Origin of the sequence: Bacillus sp. OTU2372 (assembly GCF_038440275.1) — a bacterium.
Taxonomy (GTDB): Bacteria; Bacillota; Bacilli; order Bacillales; family Cytobacillaceae; genus Neobacillus; species Neobacillus bataviensis_B.
Genome location: NZ_JASATK010000035.1, coordinates 1 through 22,896, shown reverse-complemented (window position 1 = coordinate 22,896; position 22,896 = coordinate 1). Strand labels below are relative to the sequence as shown.

At 39.7% G+C, this 22,896-nt stretch carries 16 protein-coding genes and 2 riboswitches; of the genes, 14 read left to right on the top strand and 2 right to left on the bottom strand.

From position 1 onward, the window contains the following. Positions 1-19 precede the first annotated feature (19 nt). The gene (locus AAHB15_RS27725; RefSeq protein WP_335574148.1) at positions 20-1,597 is read right to left on the bottom strand and encodes a sensor histidine kinase; all 1,578 of its coding nucleotides are present in this window, start codon (positions 1,595-1,597) and stop codon (positions 20-22) included. A gap of 305 nt (positions 1,598-1,902) precedes the next feature. Between AAHB15_RS27725 and citC the strand changes: the two genes are divergently transcribed. The 6 genes from citC to citG all read left to right on the top strand — a co-directional run bounded on the left by citC (position 1,903) and on the right by citG (position 7,259). Beyond that, positions 1,903-2,961, top strand: a complete 1,059-nt coding sequence (gene citC / locus AAHB15_RS27720; RefSeq protein ID WP_342043747.1) for a [citrate (pro-3S)-lyase] ligase — start codon at positions 1,903-1,905, stop codon at positions 2,959-2,961. Between the two features lie 26 nt (positions 2,962-2,987). Then, positions 2,988-3,302: a citrate lyase acyl carrier protein gene (citD, locus tag AAHB15_RS27715; protein WP_335574146.1), complete on the top strand. Its 315-nt coding sequence runs from the start codon at positions 2,988-2,990 to the stop codon at positions 3,300-3,302. 1 nt (position 3,303) lies between these two features. After that, positions 3,304-4,206, top strand: a complete 903-nt coding sequence (citE, locus tag AAHB15_RS27710; RefSeq protein ID WP_335574145.1) for a citrate (pro-3S)-lyase subunit beta — start codon at positions 3,304-3,306, stop codon at positions 4,204-4,206. Then, a complete protein-coding gene (gene citF, locus AAHB15_RS27705; RefSeq protein WP_342043746.1) occupies positions 4,199-5,749 on the top strand; it encodes a citrate lyase subunit alpha in 1,551 nt (516 codons plus the stop codon). Before citE ends, citF begins: the two co-directional genes overlap by 8 nt. 1 nt (position 5,750) lies before the next feature. Then, the gene (gene citX, locus AAHB15_RS27700; RefSeq protein WP_342043745.1) at positions 5,751-6,281 is read left to right on the top strand and encodes a citrate lyase holo-[acyl-carrier protein] synthase; all 531 of its coding nucleotides are present in this window, start codon (positions 5,751-5,753) and stop codon (positions 6,279-6,281) included. A 114-nt stretch (positions 6,282-6,395) separates the two neighbouring features. Then, on the top strand, positions 6,396-7,259 hold the full coding sequence (gene citG / locus AAHB15_RS27695; protein ID WP_342043744.1) for a triphosphoribosyl-dephospho-CoA synthase CitG: 864 nt from the start codon (positions 6,396-6,398) through the stop codon (positions 7,257-7,259). 47 nt (positions 7,260-7,306) lie between these two features. Here citG and AAHB15_RS27690 read toward each other — a convergent pair whose 3' ends face one another. Further along, positions 7,307-9,694 carry a M14 family zinc carboxypeptidase gene (locus AAHB15_RS27690; RefSeq protein WP_342043743.1) on the bottom strand — a complete coding sequence of 796 codons (2,388 nt, stop codon included), beginning with the start codon at positions 9,692-9,694 and terminating at the stop codon, positions 7,307-7,309. Between the two features lie 261 nt (positions 9,695-9,955). Between AAHB15_RS27690 and ypfJ the strand changes: the two genes are divergently transcribed. The 8 genes from ypfJ (at position 9,956) to ptsG (ending at position 22,539) form a co-directional block, all read left to right on the top strand. Continuing rightward, a complete protein-coding gene (gene ypfJ / locus AAHB15_RS27685) occupies positions 9,956-10,786 on the top strand; it encodes a KPN_02809 family neutral zinc metallopeptidase (RefSeq protein ID WP_335574139.1) in 831 nt (276 codons plus the stop codon). A gap of 427 nt (positions 10,787-11,213) precedes the next feature. Beyond that, positions 11,214-12,155, top strand: coding sequence for an AAA family ATPase (locus tag AAHB15_RS27680; protein ID WP_342043748.1), 942 nt, complete (start codon positions 11,214-11,216; stop codon positions 12,153-12,155). Between the two features lie 200 nt (positions 12,156-12,355). Next, complete coding sequence (locus AAHB15_RS27675) at positions 12,356-13,378, top strand: DUF58 domain-containing protein (RefSeq protein ID WP_335574138.1); 1,023 nt, start codon at positions 12,356-12,358, stop codon at positions 13,376-13,378. Beyond that, positions 13,375-15,582: a DUF4129 domain-containing transglutaminase family protein gene (locus AAHB15_RS27670; protein ID WP_342043742.1), complete on the top strand. Its 2,208-nt coding sequence runs from the start codon at positions 13,375-13,377 to the stop codon at positions 15,580-15,582. Before AAHB15_RS27675 ends, AAHB15_RS27670 begins: the two co-directional genes overlap by 4 nt. Positions 15,583-15,742: 160 nt before the next feature. Next, a riboswitch (purine riboswitch) is annotated at positions 15,743-15,844 on the top strand. Between the two features lie 129 nt (positions 15,845-15,973). Next, a complete protein-coding gene (guaA, locus tag AAHB15_RS27665) occupies positions 15,974-17,512 on the top strand; it encodes a glutamine-hydrolyzing GMP synthase (RefSeq protein WP_144567742.1) in 1,539 nt (512 codons plus the stop codon). 240 nt (positions 17,513-17,752) lie between these two features. Further along, a riboswitch (purine riboswitch) is annotated at positions 17,753-17,854 on the top strand. A 107-nt stretch (positions 17,855-17,961) separates the two neighbouring features. Further along, positions 17,962-19,287, top strand: coding sequence for an NCS2 family permease (locus AAHB15_RS27660; RefSeq protein ID WP_335574136.1), 1,326 nt, complete (start codon positions 17,962-17,964; stop codon positions 19,285-19,287). Between the two features lie 175 nt (positions 19,288-19,462). Then, entirely contained in the window at positions 19,463-20,305 is an 843-nt protein-coding gene (gene glcT / locus AAHB15_RS27655) for a glucose PTS transporter transcription antiterminator GlcT (protein WP_098532235.1), read from the top strand. Positions 20,306-20,493: 188 nt separating this feature from the next. Continuing rightward, positions 20,494-22,539, top strand: coding sequence for a glucose-specific PTS transporter subunit IIBC (ptsG, locus tag AAHB15_RS27650; protein ID WP_335574135.1), 2,046 nt, complete (start codon positions 20,494-20,496; stop codon positions 22,537-22,539). Positions 22,540-22,896 lie beyond the last annotated feature (357 nt).

Below are 22,896 nucleotides of genomic sequence, written 5' to 3'. Positions count from 1 at the left end.
GTGGGATCCTCCTAATATGCTATGATTTTGGAATAATAACGGTAAAAATAGATCCACCTTCTGGGTTAGGTGTATATGAAATATATCCATTTAATTTCTTAATGATATTTTGCACTAAGAAGAGGCCGACACCGTGATTTTTCACTTTTTTAGTTGAAAAACCTCTTTCAAAGATCTTATCTTGAAATTCAGCTGCGATACCTATACCGGAATCTTCAACTTCCAAAAGTAAATCCTTCCCAAAATCCGAAAAGTATATTTTTATATTTTTTTCTTTAGCGCCAGGCTTCATTACTGCATCCATTGCATTATCGATGAGATTTCCTAAGATGGTTGTCAGACTATCACGTTCAACCGTTTCGGGGATTTCCTTAAAACTACTTTCCCGATCAATATCGAGATGTATTTTTAGTTCATTAGCCTGGTTAAATTTGCCGATTAATAATCCTCCTATCATTACATCAGGAATTTCTTGTCTAATAAAGTTTAATAAGTTTTGATGAATATCAAATTCACGTGCAATAAACTCAACGGCTTCTTGATAGGATTGAAGTTGAATTAGCCCTGAAATCATATAGAGCTTGTTTGAATACTCATGTGTTTGGGCACGTAAGGCTTCGGAATATTGTTTTACTTGTGAAAGTTCTTGAGTAAGACGATACATCTCTGATTTGCTGCGGAAACTTGATACCCAGCCAATTATATTTTCCTTTTCATCCTTTATTGGCAAGTAATTGGCAATAAAGGATTCATCATTTATATAAAATTCTTTATCAAACACCGCTTTCCCATGTTCAATAATTTCTAGAAAAGGGGAGTACGGTGAAATGTCGAGAATGTTTTCACCCAGAACTACTTTTTCATTTGACACTCGGAGCATATTGATAGCCTTTTGGTTAACCATTGTAATAGTCCCATCTAAATTTACTGCGACGATCCCTTCTTTAACTGATTCCAAAATGGCTTTGTTTTCTTGATATAAATGGGTGATTTCTTCCGGTTCAAGTCCTAGAATTGCGCGTTTCATGCCTCTTGCAATGAGGAGCGAACCGATGATCCCCACGAAAATAACTCCAACAGAAATCAAAATAATTTTATTTCGGTAATTCGTCGTAATATCTTCAATATTTTTCAGTGAATAGCCCACTGCGACAATTCCAAGGATTTTCCCATGTTGGCTGTAAATAGGGACGATTCCTCTTAATGATGGACCCAACGAACCTCTTTCCTGTGAAATGATATATTTTCCTTTTAGTGCCTCATCATTATCCTTCCCTACCATGTTTTGCCCAATCCTTTCAGGAAGCGGATGGGAATAACGGATTTTTTCACTATTGCCAACAACGACAAAATCAGCCCCCGTTTGTTTTCGAACTTTTTCTGCGATAGGTTGAATGATTTGAGCCGGTTTTTTTGCTGAAAATGCTTGCCGAACTTCGGGAATAGAAGCCACAGTTTCAGCAATAGACAAGACTCTGTCACCAAGTTGGCTTGTTAAGGAATTGGAGATTAACGAATGGAAATAAAAGCTAAATACAAGGATGATCGGTAAGATCAAAGATAAAATTAATAATGATAACTTCGTTTGTAACCGCACTAATTATCCCCCTCTTGATGTTTTTTTGCTATGAACAAAACGTACTTAATTCGCCTAAATAATCTTATTGGCGCTTATTTTTCTAATCTATATCTCTAAAATTTTATGAGTTAGTATGAATTATACTCAAAAAACAAAGTAATAGATTTGAACATTTGATGAAGGAGGTATCCTTTGAACATAATATCTTAATATTAAAAAAAATAAATAGAAAAGAAAAGGCTTGCAAGTATCTATATTCAATAATAGAGATCAATAACTTGAGATATTTTGCTCCAATCTAACAAATAATGGGGAATTGGAAAATGTGGTATGACAATTTTAGTAAAAAAACCCTAAATCTTCATTTAAGGTCAGAAAAGATTCAAGTTGAGGAATTCCTAACTAAGCAGAATTTGGATTTTGATCGCGAGGTAGAGTATACAGTTGCCTTTTTTGATAAAGGAAAAATGATAGCGACAGGTTCTCTAGGAGGAAGGATTTTAAAATGCATTGCGGTTGATGAAAAATATCAGAACATGGGTTTATCCACTGCTGTTGTCAGTGATCTTATCCAGAAAGCCTACTCGAAGGGAAGGACACACCTCTTTATCTATACAAAGCCTGAGAATAAGAATATATTTGCAGACTTGGGCTTTTACCTAATTGCAGAGGTTCCGTCAAAGGTGATTCTTATGGAGAACAGGCCATTTGGGATTAAAAACTATCTTAAGGAAATCAGAAAAGGGGAAAAGGACCAATTACTTAAAAATCAAGATAGAGAGGGTGTAGGGGCTGTTATTGTTAACTGCAATCCATTCACATTAGGCCACCAATACCTAATTGAGTATGCAGCTTCAAAATGCCAAACCCTGCATGTTTTTGTTCTCGAGGAGGACAAGTCAAGTTTTCCTTCAGGAATCCGGTACCGATTGGTAAAGGAAGGAGTTCAACATCTGGACAATGTGGTTGTCCATCAAGGGAGGGACTATATTATTTCCGAAGCGACATTCCCATCCTATTTTATAAAAGAATCTCAGACTATAGTTGAAACCCATGCAAAGCTAGATTTAGAACTATTTACAAAATATATCGCCCCCACACTTGGAATTCAAAAGAGATTTGTAGGTGATGAGCCATATTGCAAAGTAACAGCAGCCTATAACACTGTCATGCAGGAGATTCTCCCTGTTGATGGTATAGGGATTGAGGTATTACCGAGGATGGAGTATGGGGGGCAGCCAATCAGCGCCTCGAGAGTACGGAGATTAATCCGTGAGGGAAGACTTTCTGATGTAAAAAAGCTGGTTCCCGAAACAACGTATCGGTTTCTTTTATCAGATGAGGCTGAAGAAACCATCCAACAAATTTTAGGCGGGCCATAAAAACGATTAATAGGAGGCTGATAAACATGTTGATGCTACAAGAAAGAGTAAAGATTGAAGAAGTAGGGATTGCAGGAACCTGTGAATCAAGTGATATCACCATCCACATTGAAAAGAATGACGGCAGAGGAATTGAACTTGAACTGAGAAGTACGGTTGAAAATCAATTTGGCAAACAGATCAAGAAGGTCATTTTAGAAACGCTGCAAGAACTAGGGGTAGAGGATGCGCTTGTCGTTGCCAAAGATAAAGGGGCTTTAGATTGTACGATTCGTGCAAGAGTAAGGACAGCTGTAAGCAGGGCTACCCATCATGATTGTTTTCCATGGGAGGCGAAATAAAATGAACCGGCTAAGAAGAAGTATGTTATACGTTCCAGGCAACAATCCAGGTATGATCAGGGATGCAAATATTTATAGAGCAGACTCCATCATGTTTGATCTAGAAGATTCTGTGTCGCTCCACGAGAAAGATTCAGCAAGATTATTAGTCTATGAAGCTCTGAAAACTATTGATTATGGACGGACGGAAATCCTTGTCCGCGTGAATGGCCTAGATACTCCATATGGTAGAGATGACTTTGAAGCGATTATCAGAGCAAAACCTGATGCCATCCGTCTTCCTAAAACTGAAAAACCGGAAGATGTAGAGGAAGCAGATCGATTAATTACGCAAATTGAAAAAGCAGCTGGAATGGAGTATGGAACCATCAAGCTAATGGCCGCGATTGAAAGTGCATTAGGGGTTATTAACGCCTATAAGATTGCTACAGCAAGTAAACGGTTAATTGGGATTGCCATTGGTGCCGAGGATTTTGTCACGGATTTAAAAACAACAAGATCGAAAGAAGGCATAGAATTGCTGGCAGCAAGAAGCCAGATCCTTTTTGCAGCAAGGGCTGCAGGTATAGATGCGCTAGATACGGTTTTTTCTGATGTGGATGATGAAGAAGGCTTTATTCAAGAGGTCCAACTCATTAAACAGCTAGGGTTTGATGGAAAATCGCTTATTAACCCGCGTCAAATTAATATGGTGCATGAGATCTATTCGCCAACGGAAGCGGAAATTACCAAATCCATCGCAATTATTGAGGCGGCTAAAGAAGCCGAAAGAAAAGGTTCGGGTGTTATTAGCTTAAACGGTAAAATGATTGATAAGCCAATCATCGAGAGAGCGTATAGAGTACTTGAATTAGCTAAGGCGGTAAATAAAGGTTGCGTTGAGGAGATGTTGCAATATGTTTAATACAATTGGACGTAAAATACCTGAAGAGATTTTCGGACTTGGAACTCTACAGCAGTTTGATTCGAATGGGTTGGTGAAAAATACACAACAGTCTAAACATCGGCAGAGAAATTCTGAGCGGAATAAAATTCTTGATTCTCTCCAGACATCCATTCGCGAAACAGGGTTAAAAGATGGAATGACCATTTCCTTCCACCATCACTTCCGAAATGGTGATTATATCATTAATATGGTGATGAATGCGATTGCGGGAATGGGAATTAAGGATCTTACTATCGCACCAAGTTCCCTTGCCGATATCCATGCCCCATTAATTAACCATATAAAAACTGGAGTCATTCGCAGAATTGAAACTAGCGGATTAAGGGGTGAACTGGCTGAGAGTATATCGAACGGCTTGATGAACATTCCAGTCGTCATCAATTCCCATGGGGGCAGAGCAAGGGCAATTGCTTCGGGAGTATTACCGATTGATGTTGCCTTCTTAGGGGTACCTTCTTGTGACCCAGCTGGCAATGCCAATGGATATTCCAGGGATAATTCAGCACTATCGGAATGCGGCTCGTTGGGGTATGCAAAGGTGGATGCCCAATATGCAAATAAAGTTGTTCTAATCACAGATCATTTGGTTGAATATCCCAATACCCCATTTGGTATTCCTGAATCTCAGGTGGATTATATCGTAGTTGTGGATTCCATCGGCGATCCCAAAGGAATCATGTCAGGTGCAACACGCTTTACCAAGAATCCGAAAGACCTATTAATTGCTCAAAGTGCTGCTGATGTGATTGCTGCTTCAGGCTATTTCGAAGACGGATTTTCATTGCAAACCGGGTCTGGAGGAGCTTCGCTGGCTGCTACGAGGTTTTTAAGAGAAAAGATGATTGAGAGAAACATTACAGCAAGCTTTGCATTGGGCGGAATTACTGGCCAAATGGTTGATCTCCATGAGGAAGGACTGATTAAAAAGTTATTGGATGTCCAAGGATTTGATCTCAAAGCGGTCGCTTCCCTTAAAAACAACCGTTTTCATCAGCAAATTTGTGCGGAGTATTATGCTAGCCCTGATAATCCAGGAAGTGCTGTTAATCAATTAGATATAACCGTATTAAGCGCATTAGAAATCGATTTGGATTTTAATGTGAATGTTATCACAGGTTCAGATGGAGTGATACGCGGTGCTTCAGGAGGACACTGTGATTCAGCAGCAGGAGCGGCATGTTCCATTATTGTGGCACCACTTATCAGGGGCAGAATGCCATCCATTCTTGACAGAGTACATACGATAGTAACGCCAGGCTGTTCAATCGATGTGCTGGTAACAGACCAAGGAATTGCTGTTAACCCTAAAAGACAGGATTTATATCAAAATCTTAAAAAAGCGAACTTGCCGGTCATGTCCATTGAAGAACTGAAGGTTAAGGCAAATCAAATTGTCGGAGTTCCAGAACAAATTAAAGTTGAAGATAAAATTATCGGTGTCGTTAAGTATAGGGATGGATCAGTTATCGATGTGATTCATCAAGTGAAAAAGGACTTTTAAAATGAAAGAAGCCAAAGAGGTAACCCTTGATCAATTATTAACAGCTCGCGAATATAGAGCTGCCCATCAGAAGGAATTAATTGAGAATTACAATCTTCCTTTGATTTCTTTCACTATCAATATACCGGGTCCAGTAAAGATAACACCTGAGAGCACCATTATATTTTTAGAGGGCTGTAATGCACTAGCAAATAAACTCAAAGAGGCTGACTCCTCAATAGTATACTATGAAACCAACCACTACAATACTGGGTTTGAGGTGTACTATGTTGTAAATAAGAATCAACGGAAATTAAAAGCTTTAATGCTTGAAATTGAGAATGAGCATCCTTTAGGGCGGCTATTTGATCTGGATGTGATTGGAGTGGACGGGATTCCCATTTCAAGGGAGAACTTTGGTAATTCTAATCGGAAATGCCTGCTCTGTCATGCAGATGCCCATGGATGTGGACGGAGCAGAAAACATACAATCGAGGAACTAATGCAGAAGATTAAAAGTATGGTAGATTTATATTTAAATCTTGTACCTTAAGTATATTATAGGGTCAAACTTCGATAAACTTTCTGTTGGTAAACTACCACATTTTGTCGAGTTTGGCCGCTCTTTTTTGATGATTTTGGATAGGTGGAAGGAGAAACATGGTAGATGGTTAATCAGTGGATACAAACCATTTCGCAAAAAGCACTGCTTTCTTTACTCTATGAGGTTTCTGCAAGTCCTAAGCCTGGATTAGTAGACAGATTCAACGCGGGAGCACATAAAGATATGGATTTTTTTACTTTTATGGCCAGCGGTGCAGCCTTGAGTAATTACTTCAATGAATGTGTTTCGGAGGGAGTAAAATATTCTGGGAAAAATCCACAAGAACTGTTTAAAGCTTTAAGAACTATTGGGATGGAAGCTGAAAAGGCAATGTTTGAGGCAACAAATAACGTCAATACCCATAAAGGTCTGATTTTTTCTTTAGGTATTATCTGTGCTGCAGCTTCTTGCTGCATGATAGAAAGCAAAAACAAAAATGTCGATACAGAAACAATTTGTACAAAAGTTTCCCAAATGACACAAGGTTTATGTATGAGGGAACTCACCTGCTTGAACAAGACCGAAGACCTAACATATGGAGAAAAACTTTATCAGAATTATGGACTTAAAGGTATACGCGGTGAGGTTGAAAATGGTTTTCCGACGGTGCGAAATTACTCTCTCCCTGTATTAACAAAATTAAGATCAATGAAGACTTTACATTGGAATGATATCTTGGTTCACACGCTTCTCCATCTAATGGCTGTAAACGAGGATACTAATATTGTTGCAAGACATGATTTAAAAACTCTGGAATTTGTTCATCATTATTCCCAAAGGGTACTTGATTCCGGCGGAATGTTAATAAAAGAAGGCGTGCAGATGGTATATGAAATGGACAGGGAATTCATTATGAGAAATATAAGCCCTGGAGGTTCAGCGGATCTTCTGGCTGTAACAGTTATCTTTGATCTCCTCTCAAATTAGCTAAAAAAGGCCTGGCTCCTCCTAGGAACCAGGCCTTCGCTGTATTCTTATTTTTCAAAAATAGCATTAGATAGGAGGCGGAATAAGTAATCAGTATGATCACGGAAGCCTGCTTCTAATCCGATTAGGGTTACATCCTTATTCTGTTCCTTAACAATGACAGCCTGACCCTTGGCAGCGGCATTACCTGCCCAATGACCTGCTATGAAGAAATCCTCAGAGTTTGCTAGGTTTGCAACGACCTTATCATTGTCAGTCCCCGTATACCAAACTGGACGATACACGAAGCCTAGGTCATCCTGAGCATATCCTGCAGTGACACCAGTGCCCTCATAATCTACCTTTACAATTCCATTGCTGTTAGAACCGCCGGTATTAATTGTATCATCCGTAAGTCCAAGTGTTTTCGTTGCTCTAGATGCTCCAGCACCCACGGCAATATACTTACCGCCCTTGTCTATAAAAGCATTAACGTTAGCTTTGAATAAATCAAGCTGGCCAGCATTCTGGAAGCCAAATTCTTTGTTTGCAGGAGATAAGTTTGTAGAAATAAGGCTTTCTGTACCGCTGTAAACAAATACATCAAACCCGGTAAGGCCCTTTTCGGCGGCCTCCACTGGGGTCACTTCAGTGACATCAAAACCTAAACGCTTTAGGGCAAGCTTTGTTCCACTGTGAGATTGTTGTTTACTCATCCCGCCATCCTTTAAAATAGCTACCTTCAAGCCGGATAAAGGAACTGCATCCCCAGGTGCATTAGCAGTTGATTCAACCTTCAATCCGGATACCTTCACTGCTGCAGAAATCTGATTTGCTGCTGCTTCAGTATAGAAGTTACCCTTTGCATCACGTGTTACAGTTATCCCTTGCTGTAACAATGTATTTGCTAGATTAACAGCTTTCACGGAACTGTTAGGAATTAAGAATGGTCCCTTACCAATAACAGAACCTTGTTCAGTAATTTGAGTTACTTTAGTTGATGTAACATGGACGGAAGTTTGTGTAGGAACCGCCTCAAATCCCCAAAGTTCTGACAGGCTCCATGCTGAAATATCATACATGGCTGGTGTATCGTTTGTGATATCCTCACCATCCCAAAGCATGGTATTAGCTAAACCGGCCTTGGCTTGGTCCATCCTCACAATGTAAGTTCCTTTAGGATATGTTTTTCCATCAGCAGTAAATGCTTTTGCAGCCTGCTCGACCTCAATGTCATTTGTCAGTAAATGATTAACGGCTTTATCAGTTACTGTTGAGTCCTTTTCGTCAACCGGAAGAACATAAGCCTTCGGGAAGAAGCCATCTGGGTGGAAAGGATGGTCAAAGTTGATGCCGCGTTTAAACATTTCAATTTGATCGGTAATCATTGCTTGCTTATTCTCTGTTGCGAATTTCAGTGCACCCATAATGGCATCATACTGCCAGCGGACACCATCCCAATCGTTGGTCGGCGCTTCTAGTGTATGTCCGTAGGCACCATGATACATGGCATACATTGGAGTGAAAATTGGCGGATAGTCATCCCAGCCGGCTGTGTCATCACGCTGTGGAACGTAAACGCCTTGCATGGTCTTGTAAAGATCGCCTTTAAAACTAGCGTTATCTGCCATAATGTTTGCTTCCATTGCTTCTGCCTGCTGATAAGCCCACTTATTATAAAGGTCATATTCATAGTTTGGATTATGCGGCGGTGTACAAGGTTCGATTAACCCTTGACGGTTTGGAGCATAGTTCTTTACATATCCATGTGTATCAAGGAATACCATTGGATTCCACTCTTTAATCAGTGCAACGGTTTCCTGTGTTTCCGGTTGTGACTGCGTAATGAAGTCGCGGTTTAAGTCAATTCCTTCCCCATTAAAACGTGTCGCATTGACACGGCCGTCAGGATTTTGAACAACATTAAATATAAGAATATTGTTGGCTAAAATCTTTTTGGTCTCGGCATCATTCTGTGTAGCAAAGCGTTCAATTAACTGAAGAACAGCATCGCTTCCTACAAATTCAGTTCCATGGATAGAACCGTTAATCATAACCGGAACCTTAAAATCCGGGTTAGCGGCAATCCAATCCTGGGCCCTGCCAGGATTTTTAAACATTTGTTTTCGTAAAGATTGTATTTTACCAAACTTTCCTTGGGTGGTTGGATCGGCAATGGTTACCACATATAGAGGATTACCATCTGCTGATGTTCCGCGAACCTCCACTTTCACACGGTTGGATTGTTTCTCAATGCTGCTCAGCATCGCGCCTATTTGAGAGAACTTGACAAAATCATAGTTTTCACTATTAAACTTGCTTCCATCCTGCTCTTCGTATGCATTAACGTTCGTCCACTTTTGTCCCTCGGCAAAACCTGTTGCCCATGGAATAGTGGTAACAAGAGTCGCAACCAGAAAGCCGGCAACGGCTTTTTTCTTTTTCTTTTTATTCACACCTATTTACCTCCTAATTTTGTATATTTATTATTTTTTATGTATTTTATATACATTACTATTCTATTATTATATTCATTAAAATAACAACCTACTATTTTCCTTAATTTGGGTAAAATGGATAATAAAGATAGGGCTATGGTAACGATCATTAACATAATAACTTTCAGAATATATACATACTTTTAATACTCCTAAATGGGTATAACACTATAGAAATAGTAAATGGCAACCCGCTATCATTTTTAGGGAGGTAAAATAATGAAATGGAAGGGAAGACGCGAAAGCTCGAATGTTGAAGACCGTAGAGGAATTGGCGGCAAAACCATTATTGGAGGAGGGATAGGCAGTATCATCATCGTGCTCCTCTTTACACTTCTTGGGGGAAATCCCGGGGATATAATGAACAACATGTCAACAAATAATGGATCTGACACCAATACTCCATACCAAGAAACTGCAAAAGAAAAGGAACAAGCGGATTTTGTCTCTGTCGTTCTGGCAGATACAGAAGATATATGGTCTGAGGAATTTAAAAAAAGAGGCCTCACCTACGAAAACCCTAAGCTCGTTTTGTACAGCGGCAGTGTCCAATCAGCTTGTGGATCTCAAAGTGCTGCTGTGGGTCCGTTTTATTGTCCAGGTGATCACAAACTGTACATTGATTTAAGTTTTTATCAGGAACTGAAAGACGAATTTCAAGCACCAGGTGATTTTGCGATGGCCTACGTCATTGCCCATGAGGTAGGTCACCATGTACAGACGCTTTTGCATTCGGGAGATCAAGTTTCCGCAGCCAGGAAGCGAACAAATGAGTACTCTGTCCGGTATGAATTACAGGCAGACTATTTGGCCGGTGTTTGGGCTCACTACGCGCAGGGGAAGGGATACCTCGAAAAGGGTGACTTGGAAGAGGCATTAAATGCAGCTAGCTCTGTTGGTGACGATAATATTCAGAAAAAAGCACAGGGCTATGTGGTTCCTGAGAGTTTTACACATGGAAGCTCCGAGCAAAGAATGCGCTGGTTTAATAAAGGGTTTAGGACCGGGACCATTGAGGGCGGGGATACCTTTAAGGCTGCTAACCTTTGATTGTTTTCTAATGCTCTTTCTGCCATCGAAGAATTAGAGAATCTTACAGATTCCACGTTGCCGAAGGAGTCAGAAAAATAGGAAGACGGGAACTATGACTTAAAGTTTTAGAAAAAGTAGTAATGACAGAAGGGAAAAGGTGTCAACAGTAACCGTAATACCCTTTCAATAAAGCGAGATCTCTCCTTATCGGAGGGGTCTTTTTGTATTCCGCCAAGCATAAAAGGAAAAACCTATATGTATCTATCAATGAGAACAACACAAGATTTTTTGAAATATTACCATCATATTTCAGTCAAGTATTTGTCTGCATGTTGAATAACTATGTGTCTTTTTATACAGGATTTTTCCGAAAAAAAGAGAATACATAGTGGAATGCCATAAACTGGTTAAACTGCTAGGAGGTATTACCTTGTCACATGAACAAATGAACCCCACGATTGAAAAAATTATAGATAACATTGAAAAGGTGATGATTGGAAAACGGAATGTCGCAGAATTAAGTTTAGTGGCACTGCTTGCCGGAGGACATGTGTTACTTGAAGATGTCCCTGGTGTCGGAAAAACGATGATGGTTCGTGCCCTAGCCACGTCCATCAATGCCAACTTTCGAAGGATCCAATTCACACCGGATCTTTTACCGTCCGACGTAACGGGTGTATCCATATACAATCCAAAAGAACTGGAATTTCAATTTCGTCCAGGTCCTCTCATGGGAAACATTATCCTAGCTGATGAAATCAATCGCACATCACCGAAAACTCAATCCGCACTCCTAGAAGGGATGGAAGAAGCGAGCGTTACCATTGATGGTGTGACCCATAAATTGAACCGGCCTTTTTTTGTAATGGCTACACAAAACACAATTGAGTACGAGGGGACGTATCCACTTCCCGAGGCGCAGCTTGATCGCTTCTTGCTAAAGATGAAAATGGGCTACCCAGATTTGCAAGAGGAAATGGAAGTCCTCAACCGGGCCCAAAAGATACCGCCGATTGAGGAGCTTACACCAGTGATTAACCTCGAAGAATTGATTGGTCTCCAAAATGAAATTAAAAATGTTTTTGTCGATGATACAATAAAGCGTTACATAGTCGATATTGTCAACAGGACAAGAGGGCATGGCAGCGTCTATCTTGGGGCAAGTCCAAGGGGATCGATTGCCCTTATGAAAGCTGCCCAGGCCTATGCGTTTATGTACAACCGTGACTTTTGTCTGCCGGATGATATTCAGTATTTAGCTCAATTTGTTTTACCACACCGTATTATTTTGAAGTCAGAGGCAAAATTTGAGGGGATCACAGCAGAAGAAATTGTCAACCGTGTAATTGCAAGAGTACCTGTACCGGTTCAAAGGCTTGTGAAGTAATCATGATAGGACAGTCGAGTCTTTTTAAAAAAATATGGAGATTTATTCTCTTATCTATTCTGATTCTCCTCACGTTTTCATATGCCATGTTCGAAGGAGGATTTGTCAGCTGGTTTTTATTTTATAGCTTTTTACCATTTGCTATTTATTGCATTGCATTATCCCTATATTCATTAAATGAATTGGAAGTCACAAGGATTTTGCCAAAGAGTGATTTCAATGACGGGGAATCCTTAAAGGTAACCGTAAAGGTAAAGCGAACGAAAGCCTTCCCCTTATTCTTTCTACTTATCGAAGATCAATTGGATGAACCTCTAAAATCAGCTCAACAACGTAAAAAAGCAAAGGCCCTTATCCTGCCAGGTTTGAAAAAAGAATTTTCTTATGAATATATCATCGATGAACTGCCGCGCGGTGAACATTTTTTTCGTTCTTTTACACTTAAAATTGGCGATCCTCTAGGGTTAATTGAAAAAGAAAAAACCTTTACTCAAGAAGGAAAAGTCATTGTCTATCCTGCTTATTCCGAGCTGTTTTACCAGCCATTTGAGAACCAATACGATCAAGGCCTAACTGCATCGAGAGAACGGGTCCAGCGTGATACTTCCATGGCGGTTGGGGTAAGAGATTACCAGCCGGGAGACCGTTTTTCTTGGATTAATTGGAAAGCGTCAGCTAAGAGAAACGAAATCATGACAAAGGAATTTGAACAGCGCCAATCACACGATGTGTTGGTGATTATGGACTGTGCACCTGATAAGTGCTTTGAGGCAGTTGTATCCTATACGGCTTCACTCGTTCGAGCTGTTTTAAAGAAGGGTGCACAGACAGGATTCTTAACCTTTAGTAAAGACAGGGCATACTTTCCTATTAGCGGGGGAGAACCACACCTTAGACAACTCTTTTATCATCTGGCTAAAATCGAGGCGAAAAGCTCAAAGATGTTTGAAAAGGTTATTGAAGCAGAGGGGCTGTTTATTCAGCAAAACGTATCCTTTATACTGGTCACGGCTCAGTTGACAAAACCATTAATTGAAATGGTAAGTTTTCTTGGGCAAAGGAAAGGTTCAATCACCCTTTTTCTTATCAAAGGGAAAAAGGAAACAGCCTCAGACAATGAACGTTCTCTGATCACGGTTGCCAATGCCCGCGGAATTCGAGTCGTCATGGTTAATGAAGGCGGGCAAAGTTCAGCCTTTTCGGAGGTGAGCTTACGAGTATGAAAAGGGATATTCCTACGTTTCTTTTATACGTGTTCAGTTTTTTCTTATTATGGGAATGGCTTCGTCCGGTCAACCAATTAACCGATACTAGTAATATGGGCATTTTTATTATTTTTTTAATTATTTCTTTTACTGCATCTTTTCTAAATCTCAAGGGAATTTGGAAATCGACCCTGATGCTCATTTTTATCCTATTTTCTATCCATCATCTGCACTATGAGGAAGGACTTTTTAACATCAGTTGGTTCTCGTCCTTCATGATGGATTGTATGGATAATATCCGCTACCTTATTGGCAGACAGTGGTACAAGCTATCAAATGAATTTCGAACCCTTTTGTTTTTTATCCTGCTAGGGTTAATGGTTTACTTAATTCACTACTGGCTTTTAAGAAAACAGCGGATCTTTATCTTTTTCTTTATGACACTGGTCTATATAACAGTACTAGATACGTTTACACCCTATAGTGCGAAAACAGCTATTATTCGAACGGTTGTGGCGGGGTTTGCGGTTATGGGAATGCTGACCTTTTACCGAATCATCCAAAAAGAAAAGGTTCATTTTGACGCAGGTAAGATTCGAAAGTGGATGATTCCCCTATCCGTGATGATTCTTTTCAGTGTTTTGGTTGGGATAGCTGCACCCAAAGCGTCGCCAATCTGGCCGGATCCCGTTCCGTATTTGACGGCTAGCAACGACAAGGCAGGTACATCCAGCCATGAAGCAGGTCCGCACCGAATCGGGTATAGTCCCGATGATACAGCCTTAGGTGGTCCATTTGTTGGGGATGACCAGGCTGTATTTGCCTATAAAGGCAATGGGGAACACTATTGGAAAATGGAAACGAAAGATATGTATACGGGGAAGGGCTGGATTGCGTCTGGATCAACATTTCAATCTTTTAAAAAAGGCGATCTTGTCCCTATTTATTCGATTCCGGCAGAAGTGGAAAAAATAAAAGAAACAGCCCGTGTGATTTTGAACGGCAGTTATAAATTTAATTATGTCATGTATCCAGCAGGGGTTACTAAGGTATTATCTATACAGCCTTCTAACCAAAATACAAATGAGTTTTTAATCGATGGACACAATGAGAAAATTAGCTTTGTTACTAGCAATCAGCAGCCTGTGGTACCCCAATCCTTTACCGTTGAATTTGATATTCCAAAATATAAAGCTTCTGAGTTATTGAAGACAACTGCGTTTCCTGCAGAGATGAACAGGGCTTTTTATGAAAAATATACGATGGTGCCAAATGATTTGCCGCCGCGGGTAAAAGAATTGGCAGAAGAAATTACAAAGGGAAAGACAAACTGGTATGACAAGGCAAAGGCAGTTGAAGAGTATTTTGGTAATACCGGATATATCTATGATCAGAAAAATGTTGCAGTTCCGGGTGAGAAGGATGATTATGTCGATCAATTCTTGTTCGAAACCAAAAGAGGCTACTGTGATAACTTTTCAACTTCTATGGCGGTCATGCTGAGAACAATCGGTATTCCTACACGCTGGGTAAAGGGCTACACTGGAGGTGAGTTTCAGGCATACGGTGATGAGGGCTCTTCCAAGCAGTTTTATGAAGTTACCAATAATAATGCCCATTCATGGGTAGAGGCCTTCTTCCCCAATTTAGGCTGGGTGCCATTTGAGCCGACGGTAGGCTTTTCCAATGAAGTTAATATCAATTATGATGTGGAAGGGGATTCGGTCGTAAGTAACCAGCCAATTACACCCTCATCCGTAAAAAAAACGCAGAAGGAAGAGAAAAATCCTACAATGGCAAAGAAGGATTCTAACCAATCCGATTGGAAGGAAGCATTCATGAATAAGGTAAAACTGCATTGGGGAAGGATTCTTTTTATTACTCTTCTATTAGCTGGAATAGCGGTCCTTCTTTACCACTTACGTGGACGATGGGCTCCATATGGGATTCTATTCTTTTATAAATACAAGAAAAAGGATGAAAATTTTGGCTCTGCGTATCTGATATTATTAAATCAGTTAGAGCGTTATGGTTTAAAGCGAAAAGAAGATCAAACCCTTCGAAGTTATGCACGTTATATTGATACGTTTTTTTCAACAAGAGAAATGACCCGTTTAACCGCACGCTATGAACAATATCTTTATCATCAACGTCTGCCAAAAGGAACTTGGAAAGAAACGCGTAAATTGTGGGAAAATTTAATTAAAAAGACAATCGCTTGACCGGAAAAACGCCTTATTGTTACAATAAGTTTTAATTCAATGTCTAGCTCCAGGCGCCATCGGCTCGAGGTCACAAGCCAATCCGTCATGAAGGTAAAAACCAACCTTCCTGCCGGCTCGTCTTGTGCTTGTCGCCGATAGACAGGCGCCTTGCGCTTTTCTAATAGGGTATGAATACCTTCATATATCCTCGAAAATAGGGTTCGAGAGTATCTACCGGGCCGCCGTAAATGGCCTGACTATGAAGGCGGAATTTTTTTAGTGATACTTTTGCGAGATAACTAGAATTCTGCCTTCCTGTTTATGTTGGGAAGAGAATTCTAGTTTTTTTTATTTTTCCGCTTAATTGTATAAGCTAGTATTATTATTTAGAAATTGAGGGGTGACTGTTTTGACGGAAAAGCAAGATTTAATTGTTGTGTTAGACTTTGGAAGCCAATATAATCAACTGATTACTCGCCGCATTCGTGAGTTCGGTGTGTACAGTGAGCTTCATCCACATACGATAACTGCAGAAGAAATTCGCAAAATGAATCCAAAGGGGATTATCTTTTCTGGTGGTCCAAACAGCGTTTATGATGAAAATTCATTCCGCTGTGATGAAGCCATTTTTGAAATGGGCTTGCCAATTCTAGGGATTTGTTATGGAATGCAGTTAATGACCGTACATTTTAACGGGAAAGTTGAAAAAGCGCAGCAGCGTGAGTACGGGAAGGCTACAGTGGTCGTTGAACAACCATCAACCTTATTTGCTGGACTGCCTAGTGAACAGACTGTTTGGATGAGTCATGGGGATCTTGTTGTTGAAACACCAGAAGGGTTCACCGTTAATGGAACAAGCCCATCTTGTCCAATTGCGGCGATGAGCGATGAACAGCGCAAACTTTATGCCGTTCAATTCCATCCGGAAGTTCTTCATTCCGTATATGGAAATGAATTGCTAAAGAACTATGTCTTTAAGGTTTGTGAATGCAATGCCACTTGGTCAATGGAAAACTTTATTGAGATGGAAATGGCCAAGATTCGCGAGACTGTTGGTGACAAAAAAGTCCTTTGTGCGTTGAGCGGCGGAGTAGATTCTTCTGTTGTAGCAGTGCTAATTCATAAAGCAATTGGTGACCAACTTACATGTATCTTTGTTGACCATGGACTGCTTCGGAAAAATGAAGCGGAGAGTGTCATGAAGACTTTTTCGGAAGGCTTCCATATGAATGTGATTAAAGTCGATGCAAAGGAACGCTTCCTTTCAAAATTAGAGGGCGTTTCAGATCCGGAGAAAAAGCGAAAAATTATCGGCAATGAATTTATTTATGTGTTTGATGATGAAGCAACAAAGCTTGAAGGAATCGAGTTTTTAGCTCAAGGTACCCTTTACACGGATATCATTGAAAGTGGAACAGCAACAGCACAAACCATTAAATCGCATCACAATGTAGGCGGTCTTCCAGAGGACATGCAATTTAAATTAATCGAACCGCTCAATACCTTATTTAAGGATGAGGTTCGTGCCCTTGGTACGGAACTCGGCATTCCTGATGATATTGTTTGGCGTCAGCCATTCCCTGGTCCGGGTCTTGGAATTCGTGTCTTAGGAGCGATTTCAGATGACAAGCTTGAAATTGTCCGTGAATCGGATTGGATTTTACGCGAAGAAATCAAAAAGGCTGGGCTTGATCGCGAAATTTGGCAATACTTCACCGTGCTGCCAGATATCCGCAGTGTTGGTGTTATGGGTGATGCACGGACCTATGATTATACAATCGGGATCCGCGCCGTTACTTCTATTGATGGGATGACATCAGACTGGGCGCGAATTCCTTGGGATGTATTAGAACTGATCTCTACTCGAATCGTGAATGAGGTACCTCACGTGAACCGGGTGGTTTACGATATCACGAGCAAGCCGCCTGCGACCATTGAATGGGAATAAACTAAATAGCCTTTATTAGGGCAAAAAAATAAGACGAGCCGATAGCAGGCTCGTCTTATTTTTATGTCGGCATGGAGCTAGATGCACAATATGGGTTATGGTTCATGTCGATTTATGGTGAATGGGGATGAATTTTGGAAGGATTAAACAAAAATACGAACAATGCTATTTTTTTTAATAACAACGTTCGTATTTTTTATTTACAAGCTATTTACGACCTGTTAAAATTAAAATGGAAATAAGGTAAATAATCAATTGCATCGTATAATATTGGGAATATGGCCCAAGAGTTTCTACCGAGCCACCGTAAATGGCTTGACTACGAGGCAGTGTGAAATAAAGAGGCTCTCTTTTCCTCTTATATTGCACGAGCCTATAGTCATGCTCCGGTAGAATATACCGGAGCATTTTTTTGCATAATAAAGAAAAGATTTATAGGGGGAAAAGAAATGCAAAAGTATTTTGAGTTTGAAAAACATGGCACAAATTATCGCCGTGAATTTATTGGGGGATTAACGACTTTCTTGGCGATGGCATATATATTGGTGGTAAATCCCTTAACATTATCACTAGCTTCTATAAAAGACTATCCAGATGCCCTTAGAATGGACTATGGTGCAGTATTTGTAGCTACGGCCCTTGCCTCTGCCCTTGGATCTATCGTAATGGGACTACTTGGAAAGTATCCACTGGCACTAGCACCTGGTATGGGATTAAATGCTTTCTTTGCTTATACAGTTGTTTTAGGGAGTGGAATCCCTTGGCAGCATGCACTCGGTGCCGTTCTTATTTCCGGTATATTTTTTCTTTTACTAACACTTACTGGTCTTCGTGAGAAAATCATTAACGCAATTCCTGTTGATTTAAAACACGCAGTTGGGGCTGGTATTGGTTTGTTCATTACCTTTGTCGGCTTACAAGATGCTAAGATTATTGTAAATAATGATGCAACACTTGTTGGTTTAGGAGACTTAACTTCAGGTCCTACACTTTTAGCTATATTTGGGATTGTTATAACAGTAATTTTGATGACAAGAGGCATTAATGGTGCTGTTTTCTATGGTATGGTTATCACTGCTATTGTGGGTATGATCTTTGGTGAAATTAAGATGCCAGATAAAGTAGTAGACACAGTTCCGAGTTTAGCGCCTACTTTTGGTGCAGCCTTTTCTTCCTTTGGAGACAGTTCGTTTTATACTACATCAATGCTTGGTATTATCTTAACTTTCTTATTTGTTGACTTCTTTGATAATGCAGGTACGCTTGTAGCTGTAGCAAACCAAGCGGGAATTATGAAAGATAATAAGCTGCCACGTGCCGGCCGCGCTTTAATTTCAGATTCGATTGCTTCAACTGTTGGTGCGATTTTGGGTACTTCGACTACGACATCGTATATTGAGTCGTCAGCGGGTGTTGCTGCTGGAGCAAGAACAGGATTTGCATCTCTAGTAACTGCTGGACTGTTTATCTTATCAATCTTTTTCTTTCCGTTATTATCCGTGGTTACATCATCTGTAACAGCACCAGCTTTAATCATTGTTGGAGTATTAATGGTATCGTCATTAGGAAACATCGATTGGAAAAAATTTGAAATTGCGGTGCCTGCTTTCTTAACAATGATTGCGATGCCGCTGTCATACAGTATTGCGACCGGGATTGCAGTAGGGTTTATTTTCTACCCAATTACTATGATTGTAAAGGGTCGTGTAAAAGAGATTAACCCAATCATGTACCTATTCTTTGTAATCTTTGTGTTATATTTTATCTTAAAATAAATCAAATACTCCAAGGGAACTGTGACCATACAGTTCCCTTTTTGTATATCTGGCGAAATTGTGACAGACTACATTCATTTATTTGAATCTTTGTCGAACAATGGCGTTGACTTCCTGTTTAACCTCTTATAACATGAAAATAGTAAGTGTTTGCAGGAGAAACGGGGGTGAAGGTTTGGCGAACCTATTAATCGATAAAGTATTAAATAACAATGTATTAATTGCTGAACACCCTTCCTTCAAAGAAGTTGTCTTGATCGGGAAAGGTATAGGGTTTAATCGAAAACGAGGCGACTATATAGAAACAGAAACCGTTGAAAAGCTTTTTGTTTTGAAAGATGAAAAGGAGCAAGAAAATTACATTAAATTGCTTCCGTTTATTGATTTGGATTATTTAGAAGTCATTATCTCTGCGATTGATATAATCAAACAGCGTACACATACAGATTTAAATGAACATATTCATGTTGCCCTAACAGACCACTTAATGTTCGCCCTTACAAGAGCATCGAAAGGAATGGAAATGAGGAATCCATTTTTAGTCGAAACAAAGGCGCTTTATCGGCATGAATATGAAATCGCTTCAACGGTTGTTGAACACATTGGTGAAAAAACAGGAATACTCCTTCCGGTAGGGGAAATCGGATTTATTGCTTTACACATTCATAGTGCCTTGACCAATAAAAATTTATCGGATGTTAATCAGCACTCACAGCTTGTCAGCAAATTAGTTGCCATGGTTGAGGATCAATTTGATATTGAAATTGACAAAGAAAGTATTGATTACATGAGGCTTGTCCGCCATCTCCGTTTCGCAATTGAGCGCGTGATAAAAGCTGAGAAGGTTGAGGAACCAGAAAAAATTGCAAACCTATTGAAAGTTGAATATCCGGTGTGTTATAATCTTTCATGGAAGCTCATTAAAGTGATGCAGCAAACATTAAAAATGAAGGTTTTCGATGCAGAAGCCGTTTATTTAACGATGCATTTGCAGAGACTTCAAAACAAATTTAAATAGCACTTATTATTTTTTACGTGTTACTGATTCGATCAGGCATGAGTGAAAAGTATTAATTGAATTGAAGGATTTGGGGTAGTCTATACCTAAACTTCGTTTCAATAGTACTTTTACTCATGCCTTTTTTGTTGTTTTTTACCTATTGTGTAACCGCTTTATGAGCTAAAAATTTTCAGGAGGTCATTTAAATGAAAAACGCTTTTGGTACTTTACAAAAAGTTGGTAAAGCACTGATGCTTCCGGTTGCTCTTTTACCTGCTGCTGGAATCTTGCTTGCATTAGGTGCTGCGTTAGTCAATCCGGCATTATTGAATCTAGCACCTTGGCTAGATAATAGTGGAGTTGCGATGGTTGCATCTGTTATGAAGAACGCCGGGGATATTGTTTTCGGTAACCTGCCGTTGTTATTTGCCGTCGGTGTTGCTGTAGGTTTAGCTGGCGGAGAAGGAACAGCTGGACTAGCAGCAATCATTGGTTACTTAATTATGAATGTAACAATGGGTACAGTTTTAGGTATTGATGCAAAGTCTATTAATGGAACAAGTTATGTAAGTGTCCTAGGTATCCCAACTCTTCAAACTGGGGTATTTGGCGGTATTATTGTTGGTATCATCGCTGCAACTATGTACAATAAGTTTTTTGAAATTGAGCTTCCATCCTATTTAGGATTCTTTGCAGGAAAACGTTTCGTTCCAATTATCACAGCTGCTACAGCAATCATTCTTGGATTAATCATGCTAGTTATTTGGCCGCCAATCCAATCTGGATTGAACGCATTCTCTAACAACATGGTTAATGCGAACCTAACTCTTTCTGCATTTATTTTCGGGGTTATTGAACGTGCATTGATTCCATTTGGATTACATCATATTTTCTATTCACCTTTCTGGTATGAATTCGGAACGTATACTACTAAGGCAGGTCAGGTTGTACATGGTGACCAGCGTATCTTTATGGCTCAGATTTCAGATCATGTGAAAAATCTTACTGCTGGTACATTTATGACTGGTAAATTCCCGTTCATGATGTTTGGTCTTCCGGCAGCTGCATTAGCAATTTATCATGAAGCCAAGCCTGAAAAGAAAGTATTTGTTGGTGGTTTAATGGCTTCGGCTGGACTAACTGCTTTCCTAACAGGTATTACTGAACCAATTGAGTTCTCATTCCTATTCGTTGCGCCAGTATTATTTGGTATTCACGCTATATTTGCTGGTTTATCATTTATGGTAATGCATCTGTTAAATGTAAAAATCGGTATGACATTCTCTGGTGGTTTAATTGACTATGTACTATTTGGTTTAATCAATCCACAGACACATGCATGGCTTGTAATTCCAGTTGGCCTTGTGTTTGCGGTTATTTACTACTTTGGTTTCCGTTTTGCAATTCGTAAGTTTGATCTTAAAACACCTGGTCGTGAGCTAGAGGAAGAAGAAGGCGAACAAACAGCAGGAAAGGCTGCAGGTGGAGATTTAGCTTCTAATATTTTAGATGCTATGGGCGGTAGGGATAATATCGCAAATCTTGATGCGTGTATTACACGCCTTCGTGTATCGGTAAAAGATATTAAAAATGTTAACAAAGATGAATTAAAACGACTTGGTGCGGCAGGTGTACTTGAAGTAGGTAACAATATTCAGGCTATCTTTGGCCCACGTTCTGAAACCATTAAAGGTCAAATGAAAGATATCATGTCAGGGAAACGTCCTCGTGCAGCGGCTCCTGAACAAAAGCAGGCTCAGACGACTACTACTGATGCTATGCAGAATGCACGTCAAAACGAAGTATTCGCTGCACCACTTAAGGGCGAAATCAAGCCAATTACGGAAGTTCCTGACCAAGTGTTTGCTGGTAAGATGATGGGTGATGGTTTTGCGATTGTACCTTCAGAAGGTATGGTGGTATCACCTGTTAATGGTAAGATTGTTAACTTGTTCCCAACTAAACATGCGATTGGCATTCTTTCTGATACTGGACGTGAGATCCTCATCCATGTAGGGATTGATACGGTTAACTTAAAAGGTCAAGGATTCGAAACGTTAGTAACAGAAAATGAAATCATTGAGCAAGGTCAACCACTCTTGAAGTTCGATATTAACTATATTAAAGAAAATGCAACTTCTACCATTACTCCGGTTGTATTTACAAACCTAGCTGAAGGCGAAAAGGTGGTAATTGAGAAGTCGGGTCAAGTTAATATGAAACAAGAAGGTATTGTTAAGATAACTAAGTAGGTTTAAAAAAGAAGCTGGCCGAATGGCTGGCTTCTTTTTTTTAATTGATAGGAGAAAAGAAATGAAAAAGTGAAATTTAGTATTGACCCAAACTAATCATGGTGGTATTATATTTAAGCGGTCGTTGAGAGAAAGTTAATAACAATTTCAAACAAAAAAGTTATTGACTCAGTTTTAACGATGTGTTATATTAGTAAAGTTGCTTCTGCTGAGGCATTAACGAAATGATTGTTCTTTGAAAACTAAACAAACAAAAACGTCAACAAACAATAATATTAGTTTCTCAAGAAACTAAGCCAATGTAACAAAATGAGCTAATCAACTTTCATGGAGAGTTTGATCCTGGCTCAGGACGAA

What these genes read in the sequence shown, in the direction of transcription:
- citD (WP_335574146.1), top strand. Translation starts at nt 2,988, where the DNA reads ATGTTGATGCTACAAGAAAGAGTAAAGATTGAAGAAGTAGGGATTGCA.
- AAHB15_RS27680 (WP_342043748.1), top strand. Translation starts at nt 11,214, where the DNA reads ATGAACCCCACGATTGAAAAAATTATAGATAACATTGAAAAGGTGATG.
- citG (WP_342043744.1), top strand. Translation starts at nt 6,396, where the DNA reads ATGGTTAATCAGTGGATACAAACCATTTCGCAAAAAGCACTGCTTTCT.
- ypfJ (WP_335574139.1), top strand. Translation starts at nt 9,956, where the DNA reads ATGAAATGGAAGGGAAGACGCGAAAGCTCGAATGTTGAAGACCGTAGA.
- citF (WP_342043746.1), top strand. Translation starts at nt 4,199, where the DNA reads ATGTTTAATACAATTGGACGTAAAATACCTGAAGAGATTTTCGGACTT.
- citE (WP_335574145.1), top strand. Translation starts at nt 3,304, where the DNA reads ATGAACCGGCTAAGAAGAAGTATGTTATACGTTCCAGGCAACAATCCA.
- AAHB15_RS27670 (WP_342043742.1), top strand. Translation starts at nt 13,375, where the DNA reads ATGAAAAGGGATATTCCTACGTTTCTTTTATACGTGTTCAGTTTTTTC.
- AAHB15_RS27660 (WP_335574136.1), top strand. Translation starts at nt 17,962, where the DNA reads ATGCAAAAGTATTTTGAGTTTGAAAAACATGGCACAAATTATCGCCGT.
- citX (WP_342043745.1), top strand. Translation starts at nt 5,751, where the DNA reads ATGAAAGAAGCCAAAGAGGTAACCCTTGATCAATTATTAACAGCTCGC.
- citC (WP_342043747.1), top strand. Translation starts at nt 1,903, where the DNA reads ATGTGGTATGACAATTTTAGTAAAAAAACCCTAAATCTTCATTTAAGG.
- ptsG (WP_335574135.1), top strand. Translation starts at nt 20,494, where the DNA reads ATGAAAAACGCTTTTGGTACTTTACAAAAAGTTGGTAAAGCACTGATG.